The sequence below is a fragment of the Pseudomonas hunanensis genome, from assembly GCF_013393325.1.
Classification (GTDB): domain Bacteria; phylum Pseudomonadota; class Gammaproteobacteria; order Pseudomonadales; family Pseudomonadaceae; genus Aquipseudomonas; species Aquipseudomonas putida_P.
The window spans coordinates 237,668-260,590 of the sequence record NZ_QJRC01000094.1; the positions used below are offsets into that span (position 1 = coordinate 237,668).

The 22,923-nt window shown below is 63.3% G+C and carries 20 protein-coding genes and 3 pseudogenes; 11 read left to right on the forward strand and 12 right to left on the reverse strand.

Going from position 1 to position 22,923, the window contains the following annotated elements:
- Window positions 1–60 precede the first annotated feature (60 nt).
- Genes DM807_RS16505 through DM807_RS16530 form a run of 6 tightly spaced genes read right to left on the reverse strand, consistent with a single transcriptional unit; the run spans window position 61 to window position 5,983 of the window.
- The gene (locus DM807_RS16505; RefSeq protein ID WP_012271558.1) at window positions 61–1,800 is read right to left on the reverse strand and encodes an ABC transporter substrate-binding protein; all 1,740 of its coding nucleotides are present in this window, start codon (window positions 1,798–1,800) and stop codon (window positions 61–63) included.
- A 39-nt stretch (window positions 1,801–1,839) separates the two neighbouring features.
- Window positions 1,840–2,112: a DUF2160 domain-containing protein gene (locus DM807_RS16510; RefSeq protein ID WP_012271557.1), complete on the reverse strand. Its 273-nt coding sequence runs from the start codon at window positions 2,110–2,112 to the stop codon at window positions 1,840–1,842.
- Window positions 2,113–2,124: 12 nt separating this feature from the next.
- Window positions 2,125–2,925, reverse strand: a complete 801-nt coding sequence (locus DM807_RS16515) for a carbohydrate ABC transporter permease (protein WP_012271556.1) — start codon at window positions 2,923–2,925, stop codon at window positions 2,125–2,127.
- A 3-nt stretch (window positions 2,926–2,928) separates the two neighbouring features.
- A complete protein-coding gene (locus DM807_RS16520; RefSeq protein ID WP_041166682.1) occupies window positions 2,929–3,792 on the reverse strand; it encodes a carbohydrate ABC transporter permease in 864 nt (287 codons plus the stop codon).
- Window positions 3,792–4,889 (reverse strand): ABC transporter ATP-binding protein, encoded by a 1,098-nt coding sequence (locus DM807_RS16525; protein WP_179027564.1) that lies wholly within the window; start codon window positions 4,887–4,889, stop codon window positions 3,792–3,794. The genes DM807_RS16520 and DM807_RS16525 overlap by 1 nt, the downstream gene beginning before the upstream one ends.
- On the reverse strand, window positions 4,889–5,983 hold the full coding sequence (locus DM807_RS16530) for an ABC transporter ATP-binding protein (protein WP_060514160.1): 1,095 nt from the start codon (window positions 5,981–5,983) through the stop codon (window positions 4,889–4,891). Before DM807_RS16530 ends, DM807_RS16525 begins: the two co-directional genes overlap by 1 nt.
- Before the next feature lie 223 nt (window positions 5,984–6,206).
- Between DM807_RS16530 and DM807_RS16535 the strand changes: the two genes are divergently transcribed.
- From DM807_RS16535 to DM807_RS16545, 3 genes are all read left to right on the forward strand, one after another.
- Window positions 6,207–7,955 carry a sigma-54-dependent Fis family transcriptional regulator gene (locus DM807_RS16535; RefSeq protein ID WP_060493066.1) on the forward strand — a complete coding sequence of 583 codons (1,749 nt, stop codon included), beginning with the start codon at window positions 6,207–6,209 and terminating at the stop codon, window positions 7,953–7,955.
- Between the two features lie 165 nt (window positions 7,956–8,120).
- Entirely contained in the window at window positions 8,121–9,185 is a 1,065-nt protein-coding gene (locus DM807_RS16540) for an ornithine cyclodeaminase (RefSeq protein WP_179027565.1), read from the forward strand.
- 79 nt (window positions 9,186–9,264) lie between these two features.
- Window positions 9,265–9,735: an Lrp/AsnC family transcriptional regulator gene (locus tag DM807_RS16545; RefSeq protein WP_060493067.1), complete on the forward strand. Its 471-nt coding sequence runs from the start codon at window positions 9,265–9,267 to the stop codon at window positions 9,733–9,735.
- A gap of 7 nt (window positions 9,736–9,742) precedes the next feature.
- On the opposite strand, the gene DM807_RS16550 is transcribed toward DM807_RS16545, so the two are convergent.
- From DM807_RS16550 to DM807_RS28140, 3 genes and pseudogenes are all read right to left on the reverse strand, one after another.
- Window positions 9,743–11,431 (reverse strand): putative bifunctional diguanylate cyclase/phosphodiesterase, encoded by a 1,689-nt coding sequence (locus tag DM807_RS16550; protein ID WP_179027566.1) that lies wholly within the window; start codon window positions 11,429–11,431, stop codon window positions 9,743–9,745.
- 13 nt (window positions 11,432–11,444) lie between these two features.
- Window positions 11,445–12,320 carry a methyl-accepting chemotaxis protein gene (locus DM807_RS28135; protein WP_370739333.1) on the reverse strand — a complete coding sequence of 292 codons (876 nt, stop codon included), beginning with the start codon at window positions 12,318–12,320 and terminating at the stop codon, window positions 11,445–11,447.
- A 408-nt stretch (window positions 12,321–12,728) separates the two neighbouring features.
- Window positions 12,729–13,010 (reverse strand): annotated as a pseudogene (locus DM807_RS28140) (PAS domain-containing protein); the annotation flags it as partial.
- 266 nt (window positions 13,011–13,276) lie between these two features.
- Between DM807_RS28140 and DM807_RS16560 the strand changes: the two are divergent.
- The 5 genes from DM807_RS16560 to DM807_RS16580 all read left to right on the forward strand — a co-directional run bounded on the left by DM807_RS16560 (window position 13,277) and on the right by DM807_RS16580 (window position 17,745).
- Entirely contained in the window at window positions 13,277–13,591 is a 315-nt protein-coding gene (locus tag DM807_RS16560) for a helix-turn-helix domain-containing protein (RefSeq protein ID WP_012271547.1), read from the forward strand.
- Between the two features lie 227 nt (window positions 13,592–13,818).
- Window positions 13,819–15,132, forward strand: coding sequence for a C4-dicarboxylate transporter DctA (locus tag DM807_RS16565; protein WP_012271546.1), 1,314 nt, complete (start codon window positions 13,819–13,821; stop codon window positions 15,130–15,132).
- Between the two features lie 44 nt (window positions 15,133–15,176).
- Entirely contained in the window at window positions 15,177–15,881 is a 705-nt protein-coding gene (locus tag DM807_RS16570) for an FCD domain-containing protein (protein WP_179027567.1), read from the forward strand.
- A 16-nt stretch (window positions 15,882–15,897) separates the two neighbouring features.
- Window positions 15,898–16,566: a GntR family transcriptional regulator gene (locus tag DM807_RS16575; RefSeq protein ID WP_012271544.1), complete on the forward strand. Its 669-nt coding sequence runs from the start codon at window positions 15,898–15,900 to the stop codon at window positions 16,564–16,566.
- Window positions 16,567–16,686: 120 nt separating this feature from the next.
- Entirely contained in the window at window positions 16,687–17,745 is a 1,059-nt protein-coding gene (locus DM807_RS16580) for a hypothetical protein (protein ID WP_179027568.1), read from the forward strand.
- A 36-nt stretch (window positions 17,746–17,781) separates the two neighbouring features.
- Here the strand turns inward: DM807_RS16580 and DM807_RS16585 are convergent, their stop codons facing one another.
- A complete protein-coding gene (locus DM807_RS16585; RefSeq protein WP_012271542.1) occupies window positions 17,782–18,210 on the reverse strand; it encodes a PACE efflux transporter in 429 nt (142 codons plus the stop codon).
- A 101-nt stretch (window positions 18,211–18,311) separates the two neighbouring features.
- Here DM807_RS16585 and DM807_RS16590 point away from each other — a divergent pair, with 101 nt between their 5' ends.
- The 3 genes and pseudogenes from DM807_RS16590 to mcpA (DM807_RS28150) all read left to right on the forward strand — a co-directional run.
- Entirely contained in the window at window positions 18,312–19,190 is an 879-nt protein-coding gene (locus tag DM807_RS16590) for a LysR family transcriptional regulator (RefSeq protein WP_012271541.1), read from the forward strand.
- 142 nt (window positions 19,191–19,332) lie between these two features.
- A pseudogene (gene mcpA / locus DM807_RS28145) lies at window positions 19,333–20,364 on the forward strand (methyl-accepting chemotaxis protein McpA); the annotation flags it as partial.
- A gap of 258 nt (window positions 20,365–20,622) precedes the next feature.
- Window positions 20,623–21,219, forward strand: a pseudogene (mcpA, locus tag DM807_RS28150) (methyl-accepting chemotaxis protein McpA); the annotation flags it as partial.
- A 152-nt stretch (window positions 21,220–21,371) separates the two neighbouring features.
- Here the strand turns inward: mcpA (DM807_RS28150) and DM807_RS16600 are convergent.
- A complete protein-coding gene (locus tag DM807_RS16600) occupies window positions 21,372–22,445 on the reverse strand; it encodes a YkvI family membrane protein (protein ID WP_012271539.1) in 1,074 nt (357 codons plus the stop codon).
- Window positions 22,446–22,539: 94 nt separating this feature from the next.
- Window positions 22,540–22,917, reverse strand: a complete 378-nt coding sequence (locus DM807_RS16605; RefSeq protein ID WP_012271538.1) for a RidA family protein — start codon at window positions 22,915–22,917, stop codon at window positions 22,540–22,542.
- Window positions 22,918–22,923: the final 6 nt, after the last annotated feature.

The window sequence follows — 22,923 nt, forward strand, 5'->3', positions numbered from 1 at the left end:
CCGTTTTTTTTGCCTGTGATTTTTCGGTGGCTGCACCGCCTCTTCGCGATGTTCAGCCAATCACTTCCTGGCCGCCTCCCACGACTTCAACAGTTCGTTGTAGCTGACCGTCTCGCCTTTGGGCTTTTCGTTGGCCAGCTTGGGCTTCGGTGCACCCGGCTGGTCGAACCAGTACTGTGCGTCCTTCTCTGGGTTCAGCTTCGGTGCACAGGTCGCCTGGGCATTGGAGCGTTGCAAGCGTTCCATCATGCGATCCTGGTCGCGGGCCAGTCCATCCAGCGCCTCCTGCGGGGTCTTCTCGCCACTGGCCACTTCGGCAATATGGCTCCACCACAACTGCGCCAAGCGCGGATAGTCCGGCACGTTGGTGCCGGTTGGCGTCCACTGCACCCGCGCCGGGCTGCGATAGAACTCGACCAGCCCACCGAGCTTGGGCGCCAGCTCGGTCATGGCCTGGGAGTTGATGTCCGACTCACGAATCGGCGTCAGGCCGACGATGGTCTTTTTCAGCGACACGGTCTTGGAGGTGACGAATTGGGCATACAACCATGCCGCCAGCCGTTGCTTCTCGGGGGTGGACTTGAAGAACGTCCACGAGCCGGTGTCCTGGTAGCCCAGTTTCATCCCCTCCTCCCAATACGGCCCCTTCGGCGAGGGCGCCATGCGCCACTTCGGTGTGCCGTCGGCATTCACCACCGGCAAGCCGGGCTTGGTCATGTCGGCGGTGAACGCGGTGTACCAGAAGATCTGCTGGGCGATGTTGCCCTGCGCCGGCACCGGGCCGGCTTCGGAGAAGGTCATGCCCTGGGCTTCCTTGGGCGCGTAGGCGCGCATCCAGTCCACATACTTCTGCGTGGCATAGACGGCGGCCGGCCCATTGGTGTCGCCGCCACGGGTCACGCTGGAGCCCACCGGGTGGCAGTCCTCCACACGAATGCCCCATTCATCCACCGGCAAACCGTTGGGAAGCCCCTTGTCGCCGCCGCCGGCCATGGAGAACCACGCATCGGTAAAGCGCCAGCCCAGCGATGGGTCTTTCTTGCCGTAGTCCATATGGCCATAGACGCGCTTGCCGTCGATCTCCTTGACGTCTTCGGTGAAGAACTTGGCAATGTCCTCGTAGGCCGACCAGTTCACCGGCACACCCAGCTCGTAGCCGTACTTCTCCTTGAACTTGGCTTTCAGCTCAGGCCGTTCGAACCAGTCGGCACGGAACCAGTACAGGTTGGCGAACTGCTGATCGGGCAACTGATAGACCTTGCCATCAGGCGCGGTGGTGAACGAAATACCGATGAAGTCCTTCAGGTCGAGGGTCGGCGAGGTGTAGTCCTTGCCCTCGTTAGCCATCAGGTCGGTGATCGATTCGACCTTGCCGTAGCGAAAGTGCGTACCGATCAGGTCGGAGTCATTGACCCAGCCGTCGTAGATGTTCTTGTCCGACTGCATCTGTGTCTGCAGCTTTTCCACCACGTCGCCTTCCTGCAGCAGGTCGTGGGTCAGCTGGATGCCGGTGATCTCGCTGAAAGCCTTGGCCAGCACCTTGGACTCGTATTCATGGGTGGTGATGGTTTCCGACACCACATTGATCTTCATCCCACGGAACGGCTCGGCGGCCTTGATAAACCACTGCAGTTCAGCCAACTGCTGCTCTGGGGTAAGGGTCGAAGGCTTGAACTCGCTGCCGATCCATTTTTTGGCCGCATCTTCGTACTGGTCGGCCCAGGCTGAGCCTTGCACGCTGGCCAGCACCAGCAATGCGGCCAGGGTCAAATGTCGCCTGTTGTGCTTGTTATCGAACATTGTGATCTCCCGTTTCAGTTATCCCACAGGGCCGCTCGCTCAGCCCCAGCGCAGTACCACCACCAGCCACGCCAGCGACAGCAGCGAGGCCACCCACAATGGCCAGTCGCTGACGCCGACCACCAGCAGGTGCAGGTAGGCGCTGGCCAGCAGGCCGATGAACAAGCGGTCACCACGGCTGGTGACCAGCGGCAAGAAGCCCCGTCGCTCCACGCACGGGCGACGCAGTTCAAGCAGGGTCATGCTCAGCAGCAGCATGCCTATGGCGACGAAAAACAGCGCCGTCGGCAAGGTCCAGGCCATCCACTCCATGCGTCGCCCTCCTCACACCCGGCCCAGGGCAAAGCCCTTGGCCACATGGTTGCGCACGAACCAGATCACCAGCATGCCCGGCAAGATGGTCAGTACCCCCGCCGCCGCCAGCACGCCCCAGTCGATACCTGATGCCGACACGGTGCGGGTCATCACTGCGGCAATCGGCTTGGCATTCACCGACGTCAGGGTGCGCGCCAACAGCAGTTCGACCCAGGAGAACATGAAGCAGAAAAACGCCGTGACGCCGATACCGGAGCCAATCAGCGGAATGAAAATCTTCACGAAAAAGCGCGCAAAGCTGTAGCCGTCGATGTAGGCCGTTTCGTCGATCTCCTTCGGCACCCCCGACATGAACCCCTCCAGAATCCACACCGCCAGCGGTACGTTGAACAGGCAATGGGCCAGGGCCACGGCGATATGGGTATCGAACAGGCCAATTGACGAGTACAGCTGGAAGAACGGCAGCAGGAACACCGCAGGTGGCGCCATGCGGTTGGTCAGCAGCCAGAAGAACAGGTGCCGGTCGCCAAGGAAGCGGTAGCGCGAGAAGGCATAGGCCGCCGGCAACGCCACCAGCAAGGAAATCAGCGTGTTCAGGCACACGTAGTACAGCGAGTTGATGTAGCCGCTGTACCAGCTGGCATCGGTGAAGATCACCCGGTAGTTGTCGAGGGTGAACGCCTGCGGCCACAGGGTCAGGCCACCCAGGATCTCGGTGTTGCTCTTGAACGACATGTTCAGCAGCCAGTAGATCGGCACCAGCAGAAAGAAGAAGTACAGCAGCAGGGCCAGCGATTTGCGCGTGCTCATGGCCTAGTCCTTGTCGGCATGGGTCATGGCTGTGTAGAACAGCCACGACACCAGCAGGATGATCAGGAAGTACACCAGCGAGAACGCCGCTGCCGGGCCCAGGTCGAACTGCCCCACGGCCATGCGTGTGAGGGTCTGGCTGAGGAACGTGGTCGCGTTGCCAGGCCCACCACCGGTCAGCACGAATGGCTCGGTGTAGATCATGAAGCTGTCCATGAAGCGCAGCATCACCGCGATCAGCAGCACGTTCTTCAGCTTGGGCAGTTGGATATGGCGGAACACGGCCCAGCCCGAGGCACGGTCGATGCGCGCGGCCTGGTAGTACACGTCGGGGATGGCACGCAGCCCCGAATAGCACAGCAACGCCACCAACGAGGTCCAGTGCCACACATCCATCACCAGCACGGTGAGCCAGGCGTCGAACGGGTCGCCGGCGTAGTTGTAGCTGACCCCAAGCTTGGCCAGGGTGGCGCCGAGCAGGCCGATGTCGGCACGGCCGAAAATCTGCCAGATAGTGCCAACCACGTTCCACGGAATCAGCAACGGAATAGCCATGATGATCAGGCACACCGAGGCCATACGGCCTTTGGTTGGCATGGTCAGGGCAATGCCGATACCCAGCGGGATCTCGATCAGCAGCACGCAGGCGGAGTAGATGAACTGGCGCAGCAACGCATCGTGCAGCGCCGGGTCGCGCAGCACCTGGCGGTACCAGTCGGCGCCGACGAAGTAGCGGTTGGACTGGTCGAAGATGTCCTGCACCGAATAGTTGACCACCGTCATCATCGGCACCACCGCACTGAATGCCACCAGCAGAAACACCGGCAGCACCAGCCACCACGCCTTGTTGTTCGGCACCTTGTTGATCATGGCCCGGCCTCCAGCAGCACATCGTCGACGTACAGCATCAGCCACTGTGCGGGCAGGCTGACCCAGGCCAGCTCCACGGGCAACGGGCGATCCTCGCTCAGCCGCGCCTTGAGCGCGACACCGCCCAGTTCGAGGGTGACGATGCGGTAGGTACCCAGGTCTTCGACATCCAGCACCCGCGCCGGGTGGGCATCATCGAACGGGCCGTCCCACAGCTGCACGAACTCCGGGCGAATACCCACTTGCAATCGCCCACCCGCCATCGCCGCCAGGCGCTCGCGCAGGCCATCGGGCAGCGCCAGGCGGACATCACCGAACACCACTGCATCTGTCTCGGCGCGCACGTCAATCAGGTTCATCCCGGGGCTGCCGATGAAGTAGCCGACAAACGTATGTCGCGGTCGCTCGAACAGCTCGCGCGGGGTGCCGAACTGGACGATGCGCCCACCGTGCATCACTGCGATCTTGTCGGCGAAGGTAGAGGCCTCCAGCTGGTCATGGGTGACGTAGATCATGGTGATGTTGAACTGCTCATGGATCTGCTTCAGCTTGCGCCGCAGCTTCCATTTCAGGTGCGGGTCGATCACCGTCAGCGGCTCGTCGAACAGGATTGCCGATACGTCATCGCGCACCAGGCCACGCCCCATCGAGACCTTTTGCTTTTCGTCGGCACTGAGGTTGCGTGCCTTCTTGCGCAGCACGCCAGCCAGGTCGAGCACCTCGGCAATTTCTTCCACCCGGGCACGCACACGCGCTTCGTCCAGCCCCTGGTTGCGCAGGGGAAAAGCCAGGTTGTCGAACACCGTCATGGTGTCGTACACCACCGGAAACTGGAACACCTGAGCGATGTTGCGCGCCTGCGGTGACAACTGGTTGACCGGTTTGCCGTCGAACAGCACCTCGCCATGGGACGGTGTCAGCAGCCCGGAAATGATATTGAGCAACGTCGACTTGCCGCAGCCCGATGGCCCGAGCAAGGCATAAGCACCGCCCTGCTCCCACACATGTTCCAGCGCGTGCAGGGCATAGTCTGCCTCGCTGGCGGGCTGGCGACTGTAACTGTGCGCCAGTTGGCGCAGGCGAATTTCGGCCATTACCCTCTCCTTGCCTGGCGCAGCCCCGGGGCCTGCACCAACACCCCGGCGCTGTCGAAGACGAACAGCTTGTGCGTGGGGATGAACACACGGATCGGCGTATCCACCTGGTATTCGTGCACCCCAGGCAGGTGCAGGACCATGCGCCAGAATTCGTTGCGCACATGCAGAAAGGTTTCTGAACCACTGATCTCTGCCAGTTCCACCAGCACCGCCAATTCCAGGTCATCGTCATGGGCCGGCACCAGGGTGATATGGCTGGGGCGCACGCCAAAGCGGTAGTCGCCCTCGGCCAACGGCTGCAAATCGGCATTGCGGGCAAAGTGCACGGCCTGGGCCAGGCTCACCTCGTTGCCACTGATACGGCCGGGCACCAGGTTGATCGGCGGCTCGGAAAACAACTCGGCAGCCAGCACGCTGCACGGGCGCTGGTACACCTCGGCGGTGGGCCCGCTTTGCACGATGCGGCCTTCGTGCACCAGGGTAGTGGTGCCGCCCAGCGCCAGCGCCTCGTTGGGCTCGGTGGTAGCGTACACAGCAATGCAATGGCGGGCCGCGAACAGCTCACGCAGCTCTTGGCGCAGGCCCTCGCGCAACTTGTAGTCGAGGTTGACCAATGGCTCGTCGAACAGGATCAACGAGGCGTCCTTGACCAACGCCCTGGCCATCGCCGTGCGCTGCTGCTGGCCACCGGAAAGCTCAAGCGGCAGGCGCTGCAGGTAGGTTTCGATGCGCAGCATCTCGGCGGTTTCCTGCACCCGGCGGCGGATCTGGTCCTCGGCCATGCGCGCCTGGCGCAGCGGCGAGGCGATGTTCTCGTACACGCTCAAGGTCGGGTAATTGATGAACTGCTGATACACCATCGACACATTGCGCTGGCGCACCGGCACGCCGGTGACGTCCTGGCCGTCCATCAGCACCCGCCCCCGGTCCGGGCGGTCGAGCCCGGCCATCAGGCGCATCAGGCTGGTCTTGCCCGCCAGGGTACGGCCCAACAGCACGTTGAACGAACCGGGCTCGAAACGCAGTGAGGCATCGACGACCCAGGGCTGGTTGTCGACACTGCGGCTGACCTGCTCCAGCACCAGGGACATGGCGTGGCCTTTTTGTGAGGGTTGTCCGCCGAGCACAGCCAGTTTCGTGCCAGTCATTCCCCGGCGCTCTGGTCCGGGGCCTGGATGGCAGAACGGGCAAATCGCGGGTTCACAAGTGAACACAATCACTGAACAACTGAACACTTGCCGGTTTGACAATGAACAGCGGTGAACAACACTGAACAGCGGTCCGCCCATAACAACAACCACCCAGGACAGGCCCATGGCCGCATCCGCGTCGACCCACACCCAACTGATCCAGGCGTCCTGGGCCCGCTGCCGCGATCACGGCCTGCAACCACAGCACGCACCGGACTTCGACTGCCTGACCCGTACCGAGCTAAGCGCCCTGCTGGAGCGGCGCCAGGCGCTGCTACGCCTGACCCGCGAGGAAGTGCTGCCGCAATACGCGCACCTGCTGGGCAATGCCAGCTACCTGGTGATGCTGGCCGATGCCGGTGGCTGCCTGCTCGACAGCTGGGGCTCGCGACGCTTCATCGAACCGCACCAACAGCACGGCTTCAGCGCAGGCGCCCATTGGCACGAGCGTGGCGTGGGCACCAATGCCCTGGGCACCGCACTGATTTGCGCCGAGGCGATTCACGTCGGCCAGGACGAGCACTTCCTGCGGCAGAACCGCTACATGTCCAGCGCCGCCGCCCCCCTGTTCGACGCCGCACGACAACTGGTCGGGGTGCTCGACGTAGCGAGCGACGGCTACTTGCCGGCCAGCCAGACGCTTGGCTTGGTACGCATGATGGGCCAAAGCCTGGAAAACCGCCTGATCCTCGCCGAACATGCCGACCAGCATGCACAGCTGATCTTCAACAGCGCCTCTGACAACCTCGACAGCCCCTGGGCCGGCCTGCTGGTATTCGATGAGCGCGGACAGGTCATGGCTGCCAATCACCGGGCCGACAGCCTGCTCGGCGGCAACCCGCTGCAACAGAACATCGAGCAACTGTTCCAGTTGCCCCTGCAGCAGCTGCTCAGCCATCCCCAGCAACAGCCCTTCGCCCTGCAGGCCACGGGGCGCAACCGCTTCCATTGCCAGTGGCACCCTGCGCGCGAAGCCACACGCCGCCGCGAGGCTGGCAGTGGCGAGGCGCGCCTGGATAAAGCGTTGCAACAGGCCGGCCTGTTGCTGGAAAAGGACATCCCGGTGTTGGTGCAGGGTGAAACCGGCGTAGGCAAGGAAGTGTTCGTCGAAACCTTGCACCGGGCCAGCAGCCGCGCCAATCAGCCGCTGATTGCCGTCAACTGTGCGGCGATCCCAGCCGAACTGGTGGAGTCGGAACTGTTCGGCTACGACAAAGGCGCGTTCACCGGCGCCCACCACAAGGGCAACCTGGGGCTGATCCGCAAAGCCGACCACGGCATCCTGTTTCTCGACGAAATAGGCGACATGCCACTGCCCACTCAAGCCCGCCTGCTGCGTGTGCTGCAGTCACGCACTATCCAGCCACTGGGTAGCGGCGAGCCGGTAGCGGTAGATATCCGCGTGGTGTCGGCGAGCAACCGCGACCTGGCCGAAGAAGTGCGCGCCGGGCGCTTTCGCCAGGACCTGTACTACCGCATCGCCGGGCTGGCCGTGGTATTGCCTGCGCTGCGCGAGCGCAGTGACCGGCGTCAGTTGATTGAGCAGCTACATGCCCGCTACCGCGACCCCGGGCAACCTGCGCGGCTGCCCCCGGCCATTATCGACCTGCTCGATCAACACCCATGGCCAGGCAACCTGCGCGAGCTGGTGAGCGTGCTGCAGGTGGCACTGGCGCTGGCGGGCAACGGACCGGTCGGCATCGAGCACCTGCCTGCGGGCTTTCTGGCCGAGTCGCAGCTACCGGTACGGGTGACGACCGAAGAGACGGACCTGCAGACCCTGGTCGAGCAAGCCAATGGCAACCTGTCGGCGGTGGCGCGGGGGCTGGGTATCAGCCGCACTACGCTGTACAAGCGTTTGCGGGCGCACTGAATCCATTGGCAGGTTTAGGCTCCCCACAGCCGTTTCGGCTGTCAGTGTCTCCAAATCAGCCGTAGCCGCTGCCGCCAGGGCCCATTACAGCCAGCTTTACCTCCCTGCACACCGCACAATGAACCCAGTGCCCACTCTGGAAGCGTCGCCGCAGGGAGACCCCTCATGACCCGCTTTATCGATGTGCAAGACCTGGCCCGCCTGGTCAACCGCAAAGGCCTGCCTACCTGCCTGCTGGAAATGGCCGAATACATCCGCCAGGACTACCTGCGCTGGCCCGCCTTCGAGAAATGCGCCCGGGTTGCCAACCATTGCGCGGACGGGGTGATCGAGCTGATGCCGGTTGCCGATGCCAGTCGCTACGCCTTCAAGTACGTCAACGGCCACCCGAAGAACACCCGCCACGGCCTGCCCACGGTGATGGCCTTCGGCGCACTGGCCAGCATCGATACCGGCGCACCGTTGCTGCTCAGCGAGATGACCCTGATCACGGCCATTCGCACGGCGGCCACCTCGGCCCTGGCCGCCCGCTACCTGGCGCGAGAGGACAGCCGCAGCATGGCGCTGATCGGCAATGGCTCGCAAAGCGAGTTTCAGGCCATCGCCTTCAATACCCTGCTGGGCATTGACGAAATACGCCTGTTCGACATCGACCCCGCCGCCTCGGCCAAGCTGGTCGCCAACCTGGCCAACCGCCCCGGCCTCAAGCTGACCATCGCACGCTCCGTGGCCGATGCGGTGCGCGGTGCCGATATCGTCACCACGGTGACCGCCGACAAAGCCTACGCCACCATCCTCACCCCCGAGATGATCGAGCCGGGCATGCACCTGAACGCCGTGGGCGGTGACTGCCCAGGCAAGACCGAACTGCACCGGGCAATAGTCGAGCGGGCTCGGGTGATTGTCGAGTACGAGCCGCAAAGCCGGGTTGAAGGCGAGATTCAGCAGATGCCGGCGGATTCGCCGGTGACCGAGTTCTGGCGGGTGGTGGCGGGTGAGGCCAAGGGCCGCGAGCACGCCGAGCAGGTGACGCTGTTCGACTCGGTCGGGTTTGCCTTGGAGGATTTTTCGGCGCTGCGTTATGTGCTGGATACGGCGCAGGCGCTGGGTATCGGCAAGGACATCGGGCTGGTGCCGGTGCTGGAGGATCCGAAGGATCTGTATGCGCTTTTACAGCCGCGCAAGGTTGAGTTGCGAGCGGTGCCCAAGGCTGATTCCGTATGCGCCTGACAGACCTTGGGGCTGCTGTGCAGCAGCGCCCTTTACCGCCTAACCTGTCCATGCCCACTTCTGAAAGAAGCCCACGCGCATGGACACCAATGCCCACCCCCTCGACCGCATCGACGAAGCGATCATCGACATCCTGCGCCACGACGGTCGTATCACGTTCGAAAAACTCTCCACCCTCGTCCACCTCACCCCGCGCCCCTGCCTGGAGCGCGTGCGCAAGCTGGAGCGACGTGGCGTGATTCGTGGCTATGGGGCAATCATCGACCAGCACAAGGTGGCGCCCGGGGTGTCACTGCTGGTGCTGGCGGCCCTGTCCAACCAAAGCGGGCGCGCGGCACAGAAGGCCTTCGAAGCCACCTTGCACAACTGCCCGGAGGTGCATGAATGCCAGCTGATCAGTGGCCACTTCGACTACAGCCTGCGCCTGCACTGCCGCGACATGGAACACTACCGACTGCTCAGCGAACGCTGGATGAACGACGACACCTTGCACATCGACAAGCTGGTGGCGCACCCCGTGCTGGCCGAGGTCAAGACCATGGCCCGCTAATGGGCGTTCACGTGGCCCGCCATTGCTCCGGCTGCCGGTAGGCCTGTGCCCAGGCTTGCACCTCATTGACCGGCATCGGCCGAGCAATGCAGTAACCCTGCGCCAGCTCACAGCCCAGGCCCATCAGCACCCGGCCGTGCTCGACACTCTCCAGCCCCTCGGCAATCACCTCGCGGCCAAACGCCCGGGCCAGGCCGATCACCGCCGCCGTCAGCGCCAGGTCATCCTGGTCGTGAAGGATGTCACGCACGAACGACTGGTCGATCTTGATCGTCTGGGTCGGCAAGCGTTTCAGGTAACTCAACGACGAATAACCGGTGCCGAAATCGTCCAGCGAGAAACGCACGCCCAGTGCACGGCAGGCGTCCAGGCAGCGGCTGACGTGCTGCAGGTTGTCGATGGCAACCGACTCGACGATTTCCAGGTCCAGCCGCGCCGGGTCCACCTCCGGGTACGTTGCCAGTAGCTGCTGCAGGCGCTCGGCGAAGTCATTGCGCTGCAAATGCCGTGCGGCGATATTCACACTCAACGACCAGGGCTGCCCTTGGCGCTGCCAGGCCTGCAGCTGGCTCAGCGCCTGGCCGACCACCCACTCGCCGATTTCGACGATCAGGTCGGTCTGCTCTACCCAAGGCAGGAAGTCGCCGGGCGGCACCACGCCACGGCCTGGCCGTTGCCAGCGCAACAACCCTTCGAAGCCCAGCACCTGGCCGCTGCGCAGGTTGACCTTGGGTTGGTAGTAAAGGCACAGCTCACCGTTGTGCAGTGCCCGGCGCACGCGCGCTACAGTCTGGTGAGTGGCCTTGAGCTCCTGCTCCTGCGACACGTCGAACAGGTGATAGCGGTTGCGCCCGCGCTGCTTGGCCACATACATGGCCTGGTCGGCGTGGCGCACCAAGGTGTCGGCATCTTCGTCATCCTGCGGGTACAGGGTCACGCCGATACTGGCGCTGAGCGAAAGCCTGTGTTCACGTACCACACAGGGCGCCGCCAATGCCCGCAACACCCGCCGCAGAGCTGTATGCAACTGCTGCTCATCATCGACATCGCGCAGGATCAGCACGAATTCGTCGCCCGAAAGCCGGGCCACGGCATCGCCACCGCGCAGGATGCTCTTCAAGCGCTGCGCCACTTCCACCAGCAGCAAGTCGCCCACGGCATGCCCATAGCCGTCATTGACCGCCTTGAACCCATCCAGGTCGAGCATGCACACCGCCAGCGGAATGTCTTCGCGGCGCGAGTAGGCCAGGGCCTGATTCAGCAGGTCGGACAGGTAGGCGCGGTTGGGCAGGCCGGTGAGCACATCGTGGCCCACCCGCCACTGCAGGGTATGCAGCAGCTGGCGTTTCTCGGTGACGTCAAAGCGGATCGACACATACTTGCGCACCTGGCCGGTCAGCGGGTCGATCAATGGCACCATGGTGCTGTCGACCCAATACAGCGAACCGTCCTTGGCCCGGTTGCAGATCTCGCCCTTCCATACCCGCCCGGCAGCCAGGGCACGCCACATGCCAACGAAGAACGCCGGCTCGTGCAGGCCCGAGTTGAGGATGCGGTGGTTGGCGCCCAGCAGCTCCTCACGGCTGTAGCCCGAGATGCTGCAGAACTGCTGGTTGACGTAAGTGATGTTCCCACGCAGGTCGGTTTCGGAAAAGATCGCGGCCGCGTCCACGGCCGCGCGATAGTTGTCATCCATAAAGCATCCTGCCTTAGCGGTTGAAGCGCTCCACCAGGGCGCGCAATCCGGCGCACACCTGTTCCAGTTCGGCGCCGCGCGAGGCGGCGGCGTTGGCGCTGTGGGCGCTGTGCTGGGCAATACCGGCTACGCCGTTGATCTGCCGCGAAACGTCCTCGGCCACCGCCGACTGCTGCTGCGAGGCGGTGGCCATCTGTTGGCTCATGTCACTGATGCGCTGCACCGCGTCACGAATGCCGTGCAGCGCCTGCCGGGCTTCCTGTACCTGGGCAACGCCCTGCTCGGCGCCATCGATGCCTTGGCTGGCGATCGCCACGGCCTCCTCGGCGCCACTGCGCAGGGCATCGATGATCGCCTGAATGTGCAGGGTCGACTGGCGAGTCTTGTCGGCCAATGCCCGCACCTCATCGGCGACCACGGCAAAACCGCGGCCCTGCTCGCCTGCACGCGCCGCCTCGATGGCGGCGTTGAGGGCCAGCAGGTTGGTCTGCTCAGCAATGCCGCGAATCATCCCAGCAGCCTCGGCGATGGCACCGGTCTGACCAGCGAGGTGGCTGACCGCCTGGTTGATCTGCGTCACGGTGCTGGCCAGGGTCCGAATGGCCGCGCCGCTGGCATCGGCCACCTGGCTACCCTGCTCGGCCAGCAGGTGTGCGGTGTGTGCCTCGGCGGCGGTCAACTGGACGTGATTGGCCACTTCGCCGATAGAGGCGGCCATCTGATTCATTGCCGTGGCGCTCAGGTCAGTTTCGGCACGCTGCTTGAGCAAGGCCGCCTCGGTGCTGCGCGACAACTGCCCGGCATCGTGGGCGGCTACCGCCATTTGCCCGGCCAGGTCACTTAGCCGCGTCAATGCGGTTTTCAGGCGTGCCTCTTCGCTGATCAGCATCAGTTGCAACTGCCCGGCGGCACCCGGCAGGTCGCTGTAGGTCAAGGCGGCGACCGGGTCGGCAAACGTGCCTTGCGCGCCCTGCACAACCTGCTGAAGCTGTCGCCCAAGGGCGTTGCGCACCCACAAGCCATAGGCCACGAACAGCCCCACCGTCAGCCCCTGCCCCACCAGGCCAGGCCACAGCTGATGGGCGCCAACTGCCAGCACTCCCCCGGCCAGTGGCAAGGCCAGGGCCTGCGCCAGCAAGCTCAACCGGCGCGGCGCCGACAATGCCGCTTGACCGTTACGCAGCCGCGCATACAAAGCCTCGGCACGGGCCACCTGCTCGCGGGTGGGGCACACCCGCACCGACTCGTAGCCCACTACCCGCCCGCCTTCGAGGATGGGCGTGACGTAGGCGTTGACCCAGTAGTAGTCGCCGTTACGGCAGCGGTTCTTGACGATACCCATCCAGCTCTTGCCGGCTTTCAGGTAGCGCCACATCAGCTCGTACACCGCCGGCGGCATGTCCGGGTGGCGCACCAGGTTGTGCGGGCTGCCGATCAGTTCGGCCTCGCTATAGCCGCTGATGGCAGCGAATTCAGGGTTGCAGTAGGTGATCAGGCTGGCGGTATCGGTAGCAGAAATCAGCCGCTGATCTGAGGGGAAACGTTGCTCGACCGGGGTTACCGGCAAGTTGAGGCGCACGATGAGACTCCATTCACTGACGAACCGGTACCCAGCTCATCGACAGCCGCCGGAACCGATCCATGGCGATCCGCTCCAATTGGCAAATGCGCTTCCCGCCGTTGGGGCACGAGGCCGACCGAAGCAAGGAAGTTGACGATGACTGGCCAGTCAAGCCGTGAATTCTACGAAATTCATCACATAAATAAAACAAAGGTGATCAATCATGGCGTTGCGCCATGCCGATAGATATCGTTAAGTTCTTGATTCTAAATGGGAATTAAGTGATGACGAGATCAGCTTTGGGTTTCGCCCTGCGCCGCTACCGCAAGCTGGCGGGCCTGACCCAGGCACAACTGGCCGAACGGACCGGCTTCGACCCCAAGACCATCAGCCGCTTCGAAACCAGCACCTATACCCCCAGCATTGATGCACTGATGGAGTTCGCTCAGGTGCTGGGTGTAAAACCCAAGGACTTCTTCGCCGAACCGGACGACGAAGAGGAGCAGCGCGCCTACCTGTTCGGTGTCATTCACAACGCCCCGCCCAAGGATCTTGGCAAGCTGATTGCAGCAGTGGAGCAGGCACTGGCCAAGCCCTGACCTGTTCACGCGCCCCCCCTCTACGGTACGCACCGAACTAGAGCCTGGCAGGCCGGATTGCCCCATAACTGGTCAGACCGGTAAGGCCAAAAAACCTTGCACTCAGGGTTTTTTCGCGCTTTTATGGCTTCGCGCTGAACAAACCGGTAAGACCACAATAATTAAGTCCTGCGCTCTTTCGCCCCGTGCGGCTACCGAAGCAAGGACACCGATCAGAGACTCCTCCCATGCTCAAATGGTGCTCGCGTTCGATTTTCCTGCAAGTCGTACTCGGCCTTGCCCTCGGCATCGCCTGCGGTCTGAGCTTCCCCGACCTCTCCCTGCAACTCAAACCTCTTGGCGACGGCTTCATCAAGCTGATCAAGATGCTCATCGGCCTGATCGTGTTCTGCGTGGTGGTCAGCGGCATCTCGGGGGCGGGCGACCTGAAAAAGGTCGGGCGCATCGGCCTGAAATCGGTGATCTACTTCGAAGTGCTGACCACCCTGGCGCTGGTGATCGGCCTGGTGTTCGCCTTCAGCAGTGGCATTGGTAGCGGTGCCAACATTCACCTGGACCAGCTGTCCACCGCTGATGCCAACGGCTTGGCCGAGCGCGGCCAGCACATTCACGGCGCCACGGCGTTCTTCATGGACCTGATCCCCACTTCGGTGATCGGCGCCTTCGCCGACAACAACATTCTCCAGGTGCTGTTGTTCTCGGTACTGTTCGGCAGCGCGCTGAACCTGGTGGGTGACTCGGCCGCCGGCATTTCGCGGCTGATCAACGAACTGAGCCATGTAATCTTCCGCATCATGGGCATGATCGTGCGCCTGGCGCCGATCGGCGTGTTCGGCGCCATTGCCTTCACCACCAGCAAATACGGCCTGGAATCGCTGCAGCACCTGGGCGGCCTGGTCGCGCTGTTCTACCTGACCTGCGCCGGCTTCGTACTGATCGTGCTGGGCACCGTCATGCGCCTGTCGGGCCTCAAACTGCTGCCGTTGATCAAGTACCTGCGTGAGGAGCTGACCATCGTTCTCGGCACCGCTTCTTCCGACGCCGTACTGCCACAAATCATGCGCAAGCTGGAGCACCTGGGCATTGGCAGTTCCACGGTCGGCCTGGTGATTCCGACCGGCTACTCGTTCAACCTCGATGGTTTCTCCATCTACCTGACCCTGGCCATCGTGTTCATCGCCAACGCCACCGGCACACCGCTGGAAATGACCGACCTGCTGACCATCCTGCTGGTGTCGCTGGTGACTTCCAAAGGCGCTCACGGCATCCCAGGCTCGGCGTTGGTGATTCTCGCTGCCACCCTGACCGCCGTACCGGCCATTCCGGTGGTCGGGCTGGTATTGGTACTGGCGGTGGACTGGTTCATGGGTATTGGCCGGGCGCTGACCAACCTGATCGGCAACTGCGTGGCTACTGTGGCCATCGCCCGCTGGGAAAAAGACATTGACCTGGAACGCGCGCAGAACGTGCTCGATGGCAAACTTGGTTTTAACCCCACGCAGCGCAAACAGCCCAACACACACCATCAACAGGAATTTTGACCGAAAGTGGCCGGCGAAGACGCCGGCCCTAGCAGGAGCGAACCGTGATCAGCTCATCGACCGTCGTCAACTCAGTGGTGGAAAAACTGCGCCAGGCCCTGGCCCGCGGCCAATGGCGCACCGGCGACATGCTGCCAGGCCAGCGCGAGCTGGCCGAACAACTGGGTATCAGCCGCCCGAGCCTGCGCGAAGCGGTGACCGTGCTGGAAACCCTGGGCCTTGTGCGCTCAATGCCGGGCAAAGGTGTGCTGGTGCTGGATGCCGATGCCATTAGCCATGAAGCAGGCGTGGACACCAGCGCCGCGGCCAGCCTGGCCGACGTGCTGGAACTGCGCTACACCCTCGAACCCTTCATCGTCGGCCTGGTGGCGCAATCGGCCAACAGCCAGGACATTGGCCAACTGCGGCTGACCCTGATGGACATGCGTGAAGCGCTGGAGGCCGATGACAGCGAAGCCGGGGTCAAGGCCTACATCGCCTTCCATGAGGCGCTGTTCGCCCTGACCACCAACCCGATCTTCCAGAGTGTGGTGCAGCAAACCGGCAATGCCCTGAAGCAGAGCGCCGACATGCTGCGCAACTCGCCAGAGCACCTGGCCGCGCGGCTGAAGGAGAACGAAGCGGTGGTACGCGCCATTCGCGAGCGCAGCAGTGCAAAGGCCAGTGCCCAGATGCGTCAGCATATCGTGGCCGAAGGGCTGCGCATGGGTATTGCGCTGAATATCCCGGACGAACATCCGCGTCCATGACTTCAGGAGAGCGACCATGAACGCCGCCCACCACTTGCCTGCCCTGCTCGCGGCCGGTGAAACCCGCCTGTCGGCCGAGCAGATCTACCCGCGCCTGTTCGATGCCATTCTGGAACAGCGCCTGCCACCCGGCAGCCTGCTGCCCGAGGAGGCCCTGGGCCATGCCTTTGGTGTCAGCCGCACGGTGATCCGCCGCGTGCTCGGGCGCCTGTCCGACCAGCAAGTGGTGGTGCAGCGCCCCAGCCACACCGCACACCTGGCCGCGCCCGACCCAGACCAGGCACGCCAGGTACTCAGCGCCCGGCGCCTGGCCGAGACCACGCTGATTACCCTGGCCGCGCAACGCGCCCGGCCGGCGCAGGTTCGCCAGCTGCGGCAACTGGTGGAGCGCGAGCGCCAGCACCATGAAAGTGGCGAACGCTGTTCGGCGATCCGCCTGGGCGGCGAGTTCCACCTGAAACTGGCGCAAGTGGCGGCCAACGCACCACTGGCACGCTTTCTCAATGGGCTGGTGCCGATGACCTCACTGATCATCGCCCGCTACGAGTCGCCGTGCTGTGACCACTGCGCGTGGCAAGAACATGCAGCAATCATCGATGCCGTCGAGCAAGGTGATGCCGAGGCGGCCTTGGGGCTGATGCACAAACACCTCGACCGCCTGGAAGAAAAGCTCGTCCTGAAGTGATTACGCGGGTTCCTTTGGGAGCGCGTTGGGCAGGCGATTGGCGATGGGCTGCACGGCAGCAGCTCGCACCCCACCCTATACTGCGAGAACCACCCCAGCCTCTACCAGGGAGGCGGTCGCGTGAGCTCTCGAATGCTTTTGTTGCTGTGCCTTCTGCTGGCCCTCGGCGGTTGTGCCAGCAAGCGCCCACCTACCCCGCCGCCACCTGCAGTACTCACCCCCGCTGCCTGGCAACGCATCGACCAGGAGTTGATCGATGCCTCGGTGGGCGCCGCCGGCTCGGCTAATGACTATGCCCGGCGCTCCATGCGGGTGTGGAAAGAACAGGTACAGCAACGTACCGAAAGCGACTTCATCCCCTGGTTCACTGGCTACTGGACCCAGCAGTGGCTCACCCTCAAGGTGGCCTGGTACAAGCTCGACAGTGGTGAGGGCCGGGAACCGGCAGAAAAGCGCCTGGCGCTGTACCTGCAGGAGCAGTATCACGCACGGGTGATCGAGCCGGTGGCCGAGCAGATCAACCCCGAGGGCATTCGCGACCGGGCCTGCGAGCTGTACCTGCAACTGCTCGGCCAGCAACTGCCGGCCATCATCAGCCGCTACAACGCGCCGCCCGAGCAGTTCAGCCAGCGCCTGAACCGTATTCCCGTCATCGCCCTGGGGCCACCGGATGCGCGCAATGCCAGCCTTTATCAGCTGCTGCGGGCCAAGTCGCTGGACCAGCAACCGGCATGGCAAGCCATGCGCCAGCACTTGCATCAGCAAGCCAGCAAAGGCCCCGGCAAGACCGATGTCGGGCTGAACTCGGTGGCCACCCAGGCAAGCGAAAAACTCGGCGCCACCCTGGCCCCACGCGGTATTGCCAGTGCCGTGGCATCGGCAGTGGGCAAGGTGGCAGGGGCGATGATTTCGATTGCAGCGGCCGGTTACGGGATGATGACCCATGACCGTGAACAACCACAGATGGTCGAGCAGCTGCGGGTGATCCTCAACGTAGCTTTGAACCAGGAGTGGCAGGAGTTGATGGAGAACCGCCAGAGCGGGGCCATGGCGGGGGTGTACTACCTGTCGGGGCAGGTTGAGGACAGCTTGCTGGCCAGTGCGCCGCGACCGGTGGAACAACCGGTGCAGCAGGTGAAACAACAGCAGGCGCCATTGATCATTCGCCTGCCGCCGTAGCAGCCTTGTGCCGCGTAGAGGCCAGTACCCGCTAGATCAAGCTGTAGCCATGGCCGAGTTGGGCAACCCAAACACCCGATCAAACGCCCAGTTATAGGCAAAGGTGTAGCACGGCACCAGAATGATGAACGCCATGTCCACCAGCAGCGCTTCCAGCAACGTCATGTCCAGCCACCAGGCAATCAGCGGGATCAGGTACACCACCAGGGTCAACTGGAAGCCGATGGCGTGCGCCACCCGCCGCGCCACGCTGCGACCACGCTTGGCCTGGCGGCTCTCCCAATACTCGAACAGGCTGTTGTAGACCAGGTTCCAGAGCATGGCGATGGTGGTGATCATCACCGCCAGCGGCCCGGTGTGCGACGCCTGCGTGTCCGACAGGTAAGCCAGCCCTAGGGTCGACATGCACAGCCCGATGAGTTCATAGAACGTCACGTAGACCAGTTTGCGTTTCAGTCCCTGCACGCGGGATTACCTCCAATGAGAAAAGCGATGGGGGCGATCATGCTTCAATGCACTTGACAGCAAAAGTAAGCAGCTGTCAGATCTACTGACAGGAGGCTGCCATGAATTTTTCCAGCGACAACATCCAGCTGTTTCTTGCCGTGCTCGACCGCGGTTCCTTTTCCGCCGCTGCGCGCGCGCTCAAACGCGTGCCGTCGGCCGTGAGCATGGCCATCGGCAACCTTGAGGCGGAACTTGGCTACAACCTATTCGAACGCGGTCCGCGTGAAGTTCGTCCAACTGCACAAGCTTTGGCCCTGGAGCCACACGCCAGGCTGATTGCCGAGCAATTGGGGCTGCTTCAGGTGCATGCCCTGGAGCTTTCCCAGGGGCTGGAGAGTAGCCTGACGCTGGCGGTGGCACCCGACATCGATCACCGCCCGTTGCTGGCGGCCATCGCCAACCTCGGCGAGCGCCACCCTCTGCTGGACATCGCCCTGCTGAGCGCCCCGCAGGAGGAAGCCCTGCAGTTGCTGGACAGCGGCCGCGCCGACCTCTGCGTGGCCTTTGCCGGCCTGCAGGTCGATGCCCGGCGCGGCTTCCAGCACATCGGCATGGAGACGCTGGTGGCTACGCTGTCACCGGCCCACCCGGCCTTGCGTGAGGGGCGTATCCACTACCTTGAGGACCTGACCCAAGTGCGTCAGATTCTGGTGCGCAGCCGCGACCTGCCACTGGCTGACCCTCGCCCGCTGATCGGCGCCACCCACTGGTTCACCGACAGCTTCGACCTGGCTTTGCAGATGGTGGAAACCGGCCTGGGCTGGGGCGACTTGCCGCTGTCGCGGGTCGCGCCGCTGCTGGCCAGCGGGCGCCTGGTACGCCTGGATTTTCGCAATACCCGCAACGAATTGCAGTTGCCGGTGCATATCCTGTGGCGCAAACAACAGCCGCTGCAGCAGGCCGCACGGCTGCTGATCGAGCAGTTGGCTGAGCAGTGACTGCCGTCTGTCGAAACGACCGTAAGAAATTTCTGTAAGCGCTTCAATCTTTTACCCCTTGAGCCGATATCTCGGTCGATAGGCCCCGCAGTGCGTCATGAGCGCGCTGCGCCCTCCCCTCATTGGCTCAAGGTCTCGAAACATGAACCTGAAATTTCGCCACAAGATCCTGCTCAGCGCCTGCGGCGTCGTGGTCCTGGCATTTGCCCTGTTCACGCTTTACAACGACTACCTGCAACGCAACACCATCCGCCAGAACATCGAAGCCTCGGTACAGCAGTCCGGTGCACTGACTGCCAGCAGCGTGCAGAACTGGATGAGCGGGCGCATCCTGGTGCTGGAAAACCTGGCCCAGGACATCGGCCAGCAAGGCGCCGGCGACACCCTGGCCGGGCTGATCGAGCAGCCGTCCTACACGCGTAATTTCCTGTTCACCTACCTGGGCCAGGCCAACGGCGTATTCACCCAGCGCCCGGATACCCAGATGCCCGCCGGTTACGACCCGCGCCAGCGCCCCTGGTATGGCGCCGCCGCCAGCGCCGGGCAAACCGTGCTGACCGCCCCATACCAGGGTGCGGTCGGTGGCCTGATGGTAACCATCGCCACCCCGGTGAAGAGCAAGAGCAATGGCGAACTGATCGGCGTGGTCGGCGGTGACGTGACCCTCGATACCCTGGTAGAAATCATCAACTCGGTCGACTTCGGTGGCATCGGTCACGCCTTCCTGGCCGACGCCAACGGCCAGGTGATCGTCAGCCCCAACAAAGACCAGGTGATGAAGAACCTCAAGGACATCTACCCAGGCAGCAACCTGCGGGTTGCCGCCGGCATGCAGGATGTCACCCTCAACGGCCAGGACCGCATCATTTCGTTCGCCCCGGTGAACGGCCTGCCGTCGGCGCAGTGGTACATCGGCCTGTCCATCGACAAGGACAAAGCCTACGCCGCGCTCAGCCAGTTCCGCACCTCGGCGATCATTGCCATGCTGATTGCCGTGGCCGCCATTGCCGGCCTGCTCGGCCTGCTGATCCCTGTGCTGATGAGCCCGCTGACCACCATGGGCCGCGCCATGCGTGACATCGCCGAAGGCGAAGGTGACCTTACCCGCCGCCTGGCCGTGCAGAACAAGGATGAGTTCGGCGAACTGGCCACCTCGTTCAACCGCTTTGTCGAGCGTATCCATGCCTCGATCAGCGAAGTGTCCTCGGCCACCCGCCTGGTGCATGACCTGTCGGAGAAAGTGGTCAGTGCGTCCAATGCGTCTATCAGCGGCTCTGAAGAACAGAGCATGCGCACCAACAGTGTGGCTGCGGCCATCAACGAACTGGGCGCAGCCACCCAGGAAATCGCCCGCAATGCCGCCGATGCTTCGCAACATGCCAGCGGTGCCAGCGAACAGGCGCACGGTGGCCGTGAAGTGGTTGAAGAAGCCATCAGCGCCATGACGGCCCTGTCGCAGCGCATCAGCGAGTCGTGCGCGCAGATCGAAACGCTCAACGCCAGCACCGACGAAATCGGCAAGATACTCGACGTGATCAAGGGCATCTCGCAGCAGACCAACCTGCTGGCGCTGAACGCCGCCATCGAAGCGGCCCGTGCCGGTGAAGCCGGCCGTGGTTTTGCCGTGGTGGCCGACGAAGTGCGTAACCTGGCGCACCGGACCCAGGAATCGGCGGAAGAAATCCACCGCATGATCACCAGCCTGCAGGTGGGCTCGCGCGAAGCGGTGCACACCATGAACACCAGCCAGGTTTCCAGCGAGCAGACCGTGCAGGTGGCCAACCAGGCCGGCGAACGCCTGGCCAGCGTGACCCAGCGTATTGGCGAAATCGATGGCATGAACCAGTCGGTGGCCACGGCTACTGAAGAGCAGACCGCCGTGGTCGAGAGCCTTAACCTGGACATTACCCAGATCAACGCCCTGAACCAGCAAGGGGTGGAGAACCTCAACGACACCCTGCGCCATTGCGATCAGCTGGCCCAGCAGGCCGGGCGCTTGAAACAGCTGGTAGGCAGCTTCAGGATCTAAATCGGAACACACCCTGTAGGAGCGGCCTTGTGTCGCGAAAGGGCCGCAGAGCGGCCCCGGCAATTTCTGCGGCTTAGCTGAAAGTCCGGGGCCGCAACGCGCCCCTTTCGCGACACAAGGCTGCTCCTACAGGGGATCGCGTCAGCAGCAAATCATGCGTCAGCAGTGAGCGCCGCTTTAACGGCCCTACCCCGCCGCACCCACGCCAGCAACACCGCTGCCATCAGTACAAAGCCCAAATAACCGAAAAGCGGGTACACCTGGCCCACCAGGCTGATGAACCCCACCAGGCTGCAGCCGAACGCCACCACCCCGGTCACTACCGAGCCCCAACGGAACTTCGCCGTGCCTGCCGGCAACAGCCGCGAGAGGAACGAAAACAGCGTGCCCACTGCAGTGTTGACGATCATGCCGAAGATGATCAGGCACATCACCAGCCCCAGCAGCGGTGACACTTCGTTGGCAATCGACAGCATCGGCATGGGCAGGTCGGCCACACTGTCCAGCCGCGACAACAGCCCGGCACTCATCACCAGCATCAGGCCACCCAGTGCCGCACCACCCAGCAGGCCACCCCATATTGCAGTTTTCTCGCCCTTGGCCGAACCGCCCAGAATGGCCAGGATCGGCGCACCGGCCACGATGTTGTACGACACATACAGGAACGCACCCAGCAGCCAGTGGCGGGTGCCGGCCTGTTGCTGGCTGGCCAGCTGGTCGAGCGCCGCGAAGCTCTGTTCACGGGTGAACACGGCGTACAAGGCAATTGCCGAGGCCACCAGAATCAGCAGCGGGGTAATGGCGCCAATCGCCAGGATCACCTTGCGCACGTCCAGGCACACGATGGCCACCACCACCAGCGTCACCAGTACACTGCCGGTCAGCGCCGGAATACCGAACTGCTGCTCCAGCAACGCACCACCGCCGGCCAGCATGACCACGGTGACCGCGAACATGAAAAAGGTGATCAGCCAGTCGACGAACAGGCCCAGGTGACGGCCACAGATGGCCTGGATTACGTCCTTGTGCGAAGTGGCCTGCTGGCGGTTGCCCAAGCCGGCCAAGGCCATGCCAAGGAAGGTGAACAAGGCGGCGCTGACCAACGCGCCAACCAGCCCCCACACGCCGAAATCGACAAAGAACAACAACAGTTCCCGCCCCGAAGCGAACCCCGCCCCCACGATCACGCCGACAAATGCGCCGGCAATCTTCAGCTGCTCTTGCATGTGAACCTCTGGATTTATTGTTGTTGTGTCATTGGCGCCGCCTATCTCTTGTTGGCGCAGCCTTGCGCTGCGCCTACAAAAGCGCTTTGTTCGGTCACAGGTCGCCGACGAACGCCTGCACTTCAATCTCTACATCCACCCCAAGCGCCAACGCCGAGGCTACGGTAGAACGCACCGGCAGCGCCGCGCCGAAGAACTCCTTGTACACCTCGTTGAAACCGGCGAAATGGCTCATGTCCGACAGCCACACCGTGGCCTTGACCACCTGGTCGAAACGCGCCCCGCAAGCGGCCAGGCTTTCGGCAATGCGCTCGCAGGCTGCGCGGGTCTGGGCCTGGATATCACCGCGTACCACTTCACCGCTGGCGCTCATCGGCACCTGGCCAGAGAGGAACAGAAAGCCACCGGCCTTTACCGCGCGGGAGAAAGGGAACGGCAGGCTGCTGGGGAAACGCTGGATGTCATTGCTCATGGGGTA

Bases quoted from the DNA above. Each gene is read 5' to 3' on its own strand.
- DM807_RS16590 (WP_012271541.1), top strand. From the start codon at position 18,312: ATGAATTTTTCCAGCGACAACATCCAGCTGTTTCTTGCCGTGCTCGAC.
- DM807_RS16565 (WP_012271546.1), top strand. From the start codon at position 13,819: ATGCTCAAATGGTGCTCGCGTTCGATTTTCCTGCAAGTCGTACTCGGC.
- DM807_RS16600 (WP_012271539.1), bottom strand. From the start codon at position 22,445: ATGCAAGAGCAGCTGAAGATTGCCGGCGCATTTGTCGGCGTGATCGTG.
- DM807_RS16530 (WP_060514160.1), bottom strand. From the start codon at position 5,983: ATGTCCCTGGTGCTGGAGCAGGTCAGCCGCAGTGTCGACAACCAGCCC.
- DM807_RS16505 (WP_012271558.1), bottom strand. From the start codon at position 1,800: ATGTTCGATAACAAGCACAACAGGCGACATTTGACCCTGGCCGCATTG.
- DM807_RS16545 (WP_060493067.1), top strand. From the start codon at position 9,265: ATGGACACCAATGCCCACCCCCTCGACCGCATCGACGAAGCGATCATC.
- DM807_RS16540 (WP_179027565.1), top strand. From the start codon at position 8,121: ATGACCCGCTTTATCGATGTGCAAGACCTGGCCCGCCTGGTCAACCGC.
- DM807_RS16605 (WP_012271538.1), bottom strand. From the start codon at position 22,917: ATGAGCAATGACATCCAGCGTTTCCCCAGCAGCCTGCCGTTCCCTTTC.
- DM807_RS16550 (WP_179027566.1), bottom strand. From the start codon at position 11,431: ATGGATGACAACTATCGCGCGGCCGTGGACGCGGCCGCGATCTTTTCC.
- DM807_RS16560 (WP_012271547.1), top strand. From the start codon at position 13,277: ATGACGAGATCAGCTTTGGGTTTCGCCCTGCGCCGCTACCGCAAGCTG.
- DM807_RS16525 (WP_179027564.1), bottom strand. From the start codon at position 4,889: ATGGCCGAAATTCGCCTGCGCCAACTGGCGCACAGTTACAGTCGCCAG.
- DM807_RS16510 (WP_012271557.1), bottom strand. From the start codon at position 2,112: ATGGAGTGGATGGCCTGGACCTTGCCGACGGCGCTGTTTTTCGTCGCC.
- DM807_RS28135 (WP_370739333.1), bottom strand. From the start codon at position 12,320: ATGCTGATCAGCGAAGAGGCACGCCTGAAAACCGCATTGACGCGGCTA.
- DM807_RS16535 (WP_060493066.1), top strand. From the start codon at position 6,207: ATGGCCGCATCCGCGTCGACCCACACCCAACTGATCCAGGCGTCCTGG.
- DM807_RS16575 (WP_012271544.1), top strand. From the start codon at position 15,898: ATGAACGCCGCCCACCACTTGCCTGCCCTGCTCGCGGCCGGTGAAACC.
- DM807_RS16515 (WP_012271556.1), bottom strand. From the start codon at position 2,925: ATGAGCACGCGCAAATCGCTGGCCCTGCTGCTGTACTTCTTCTTTCTG.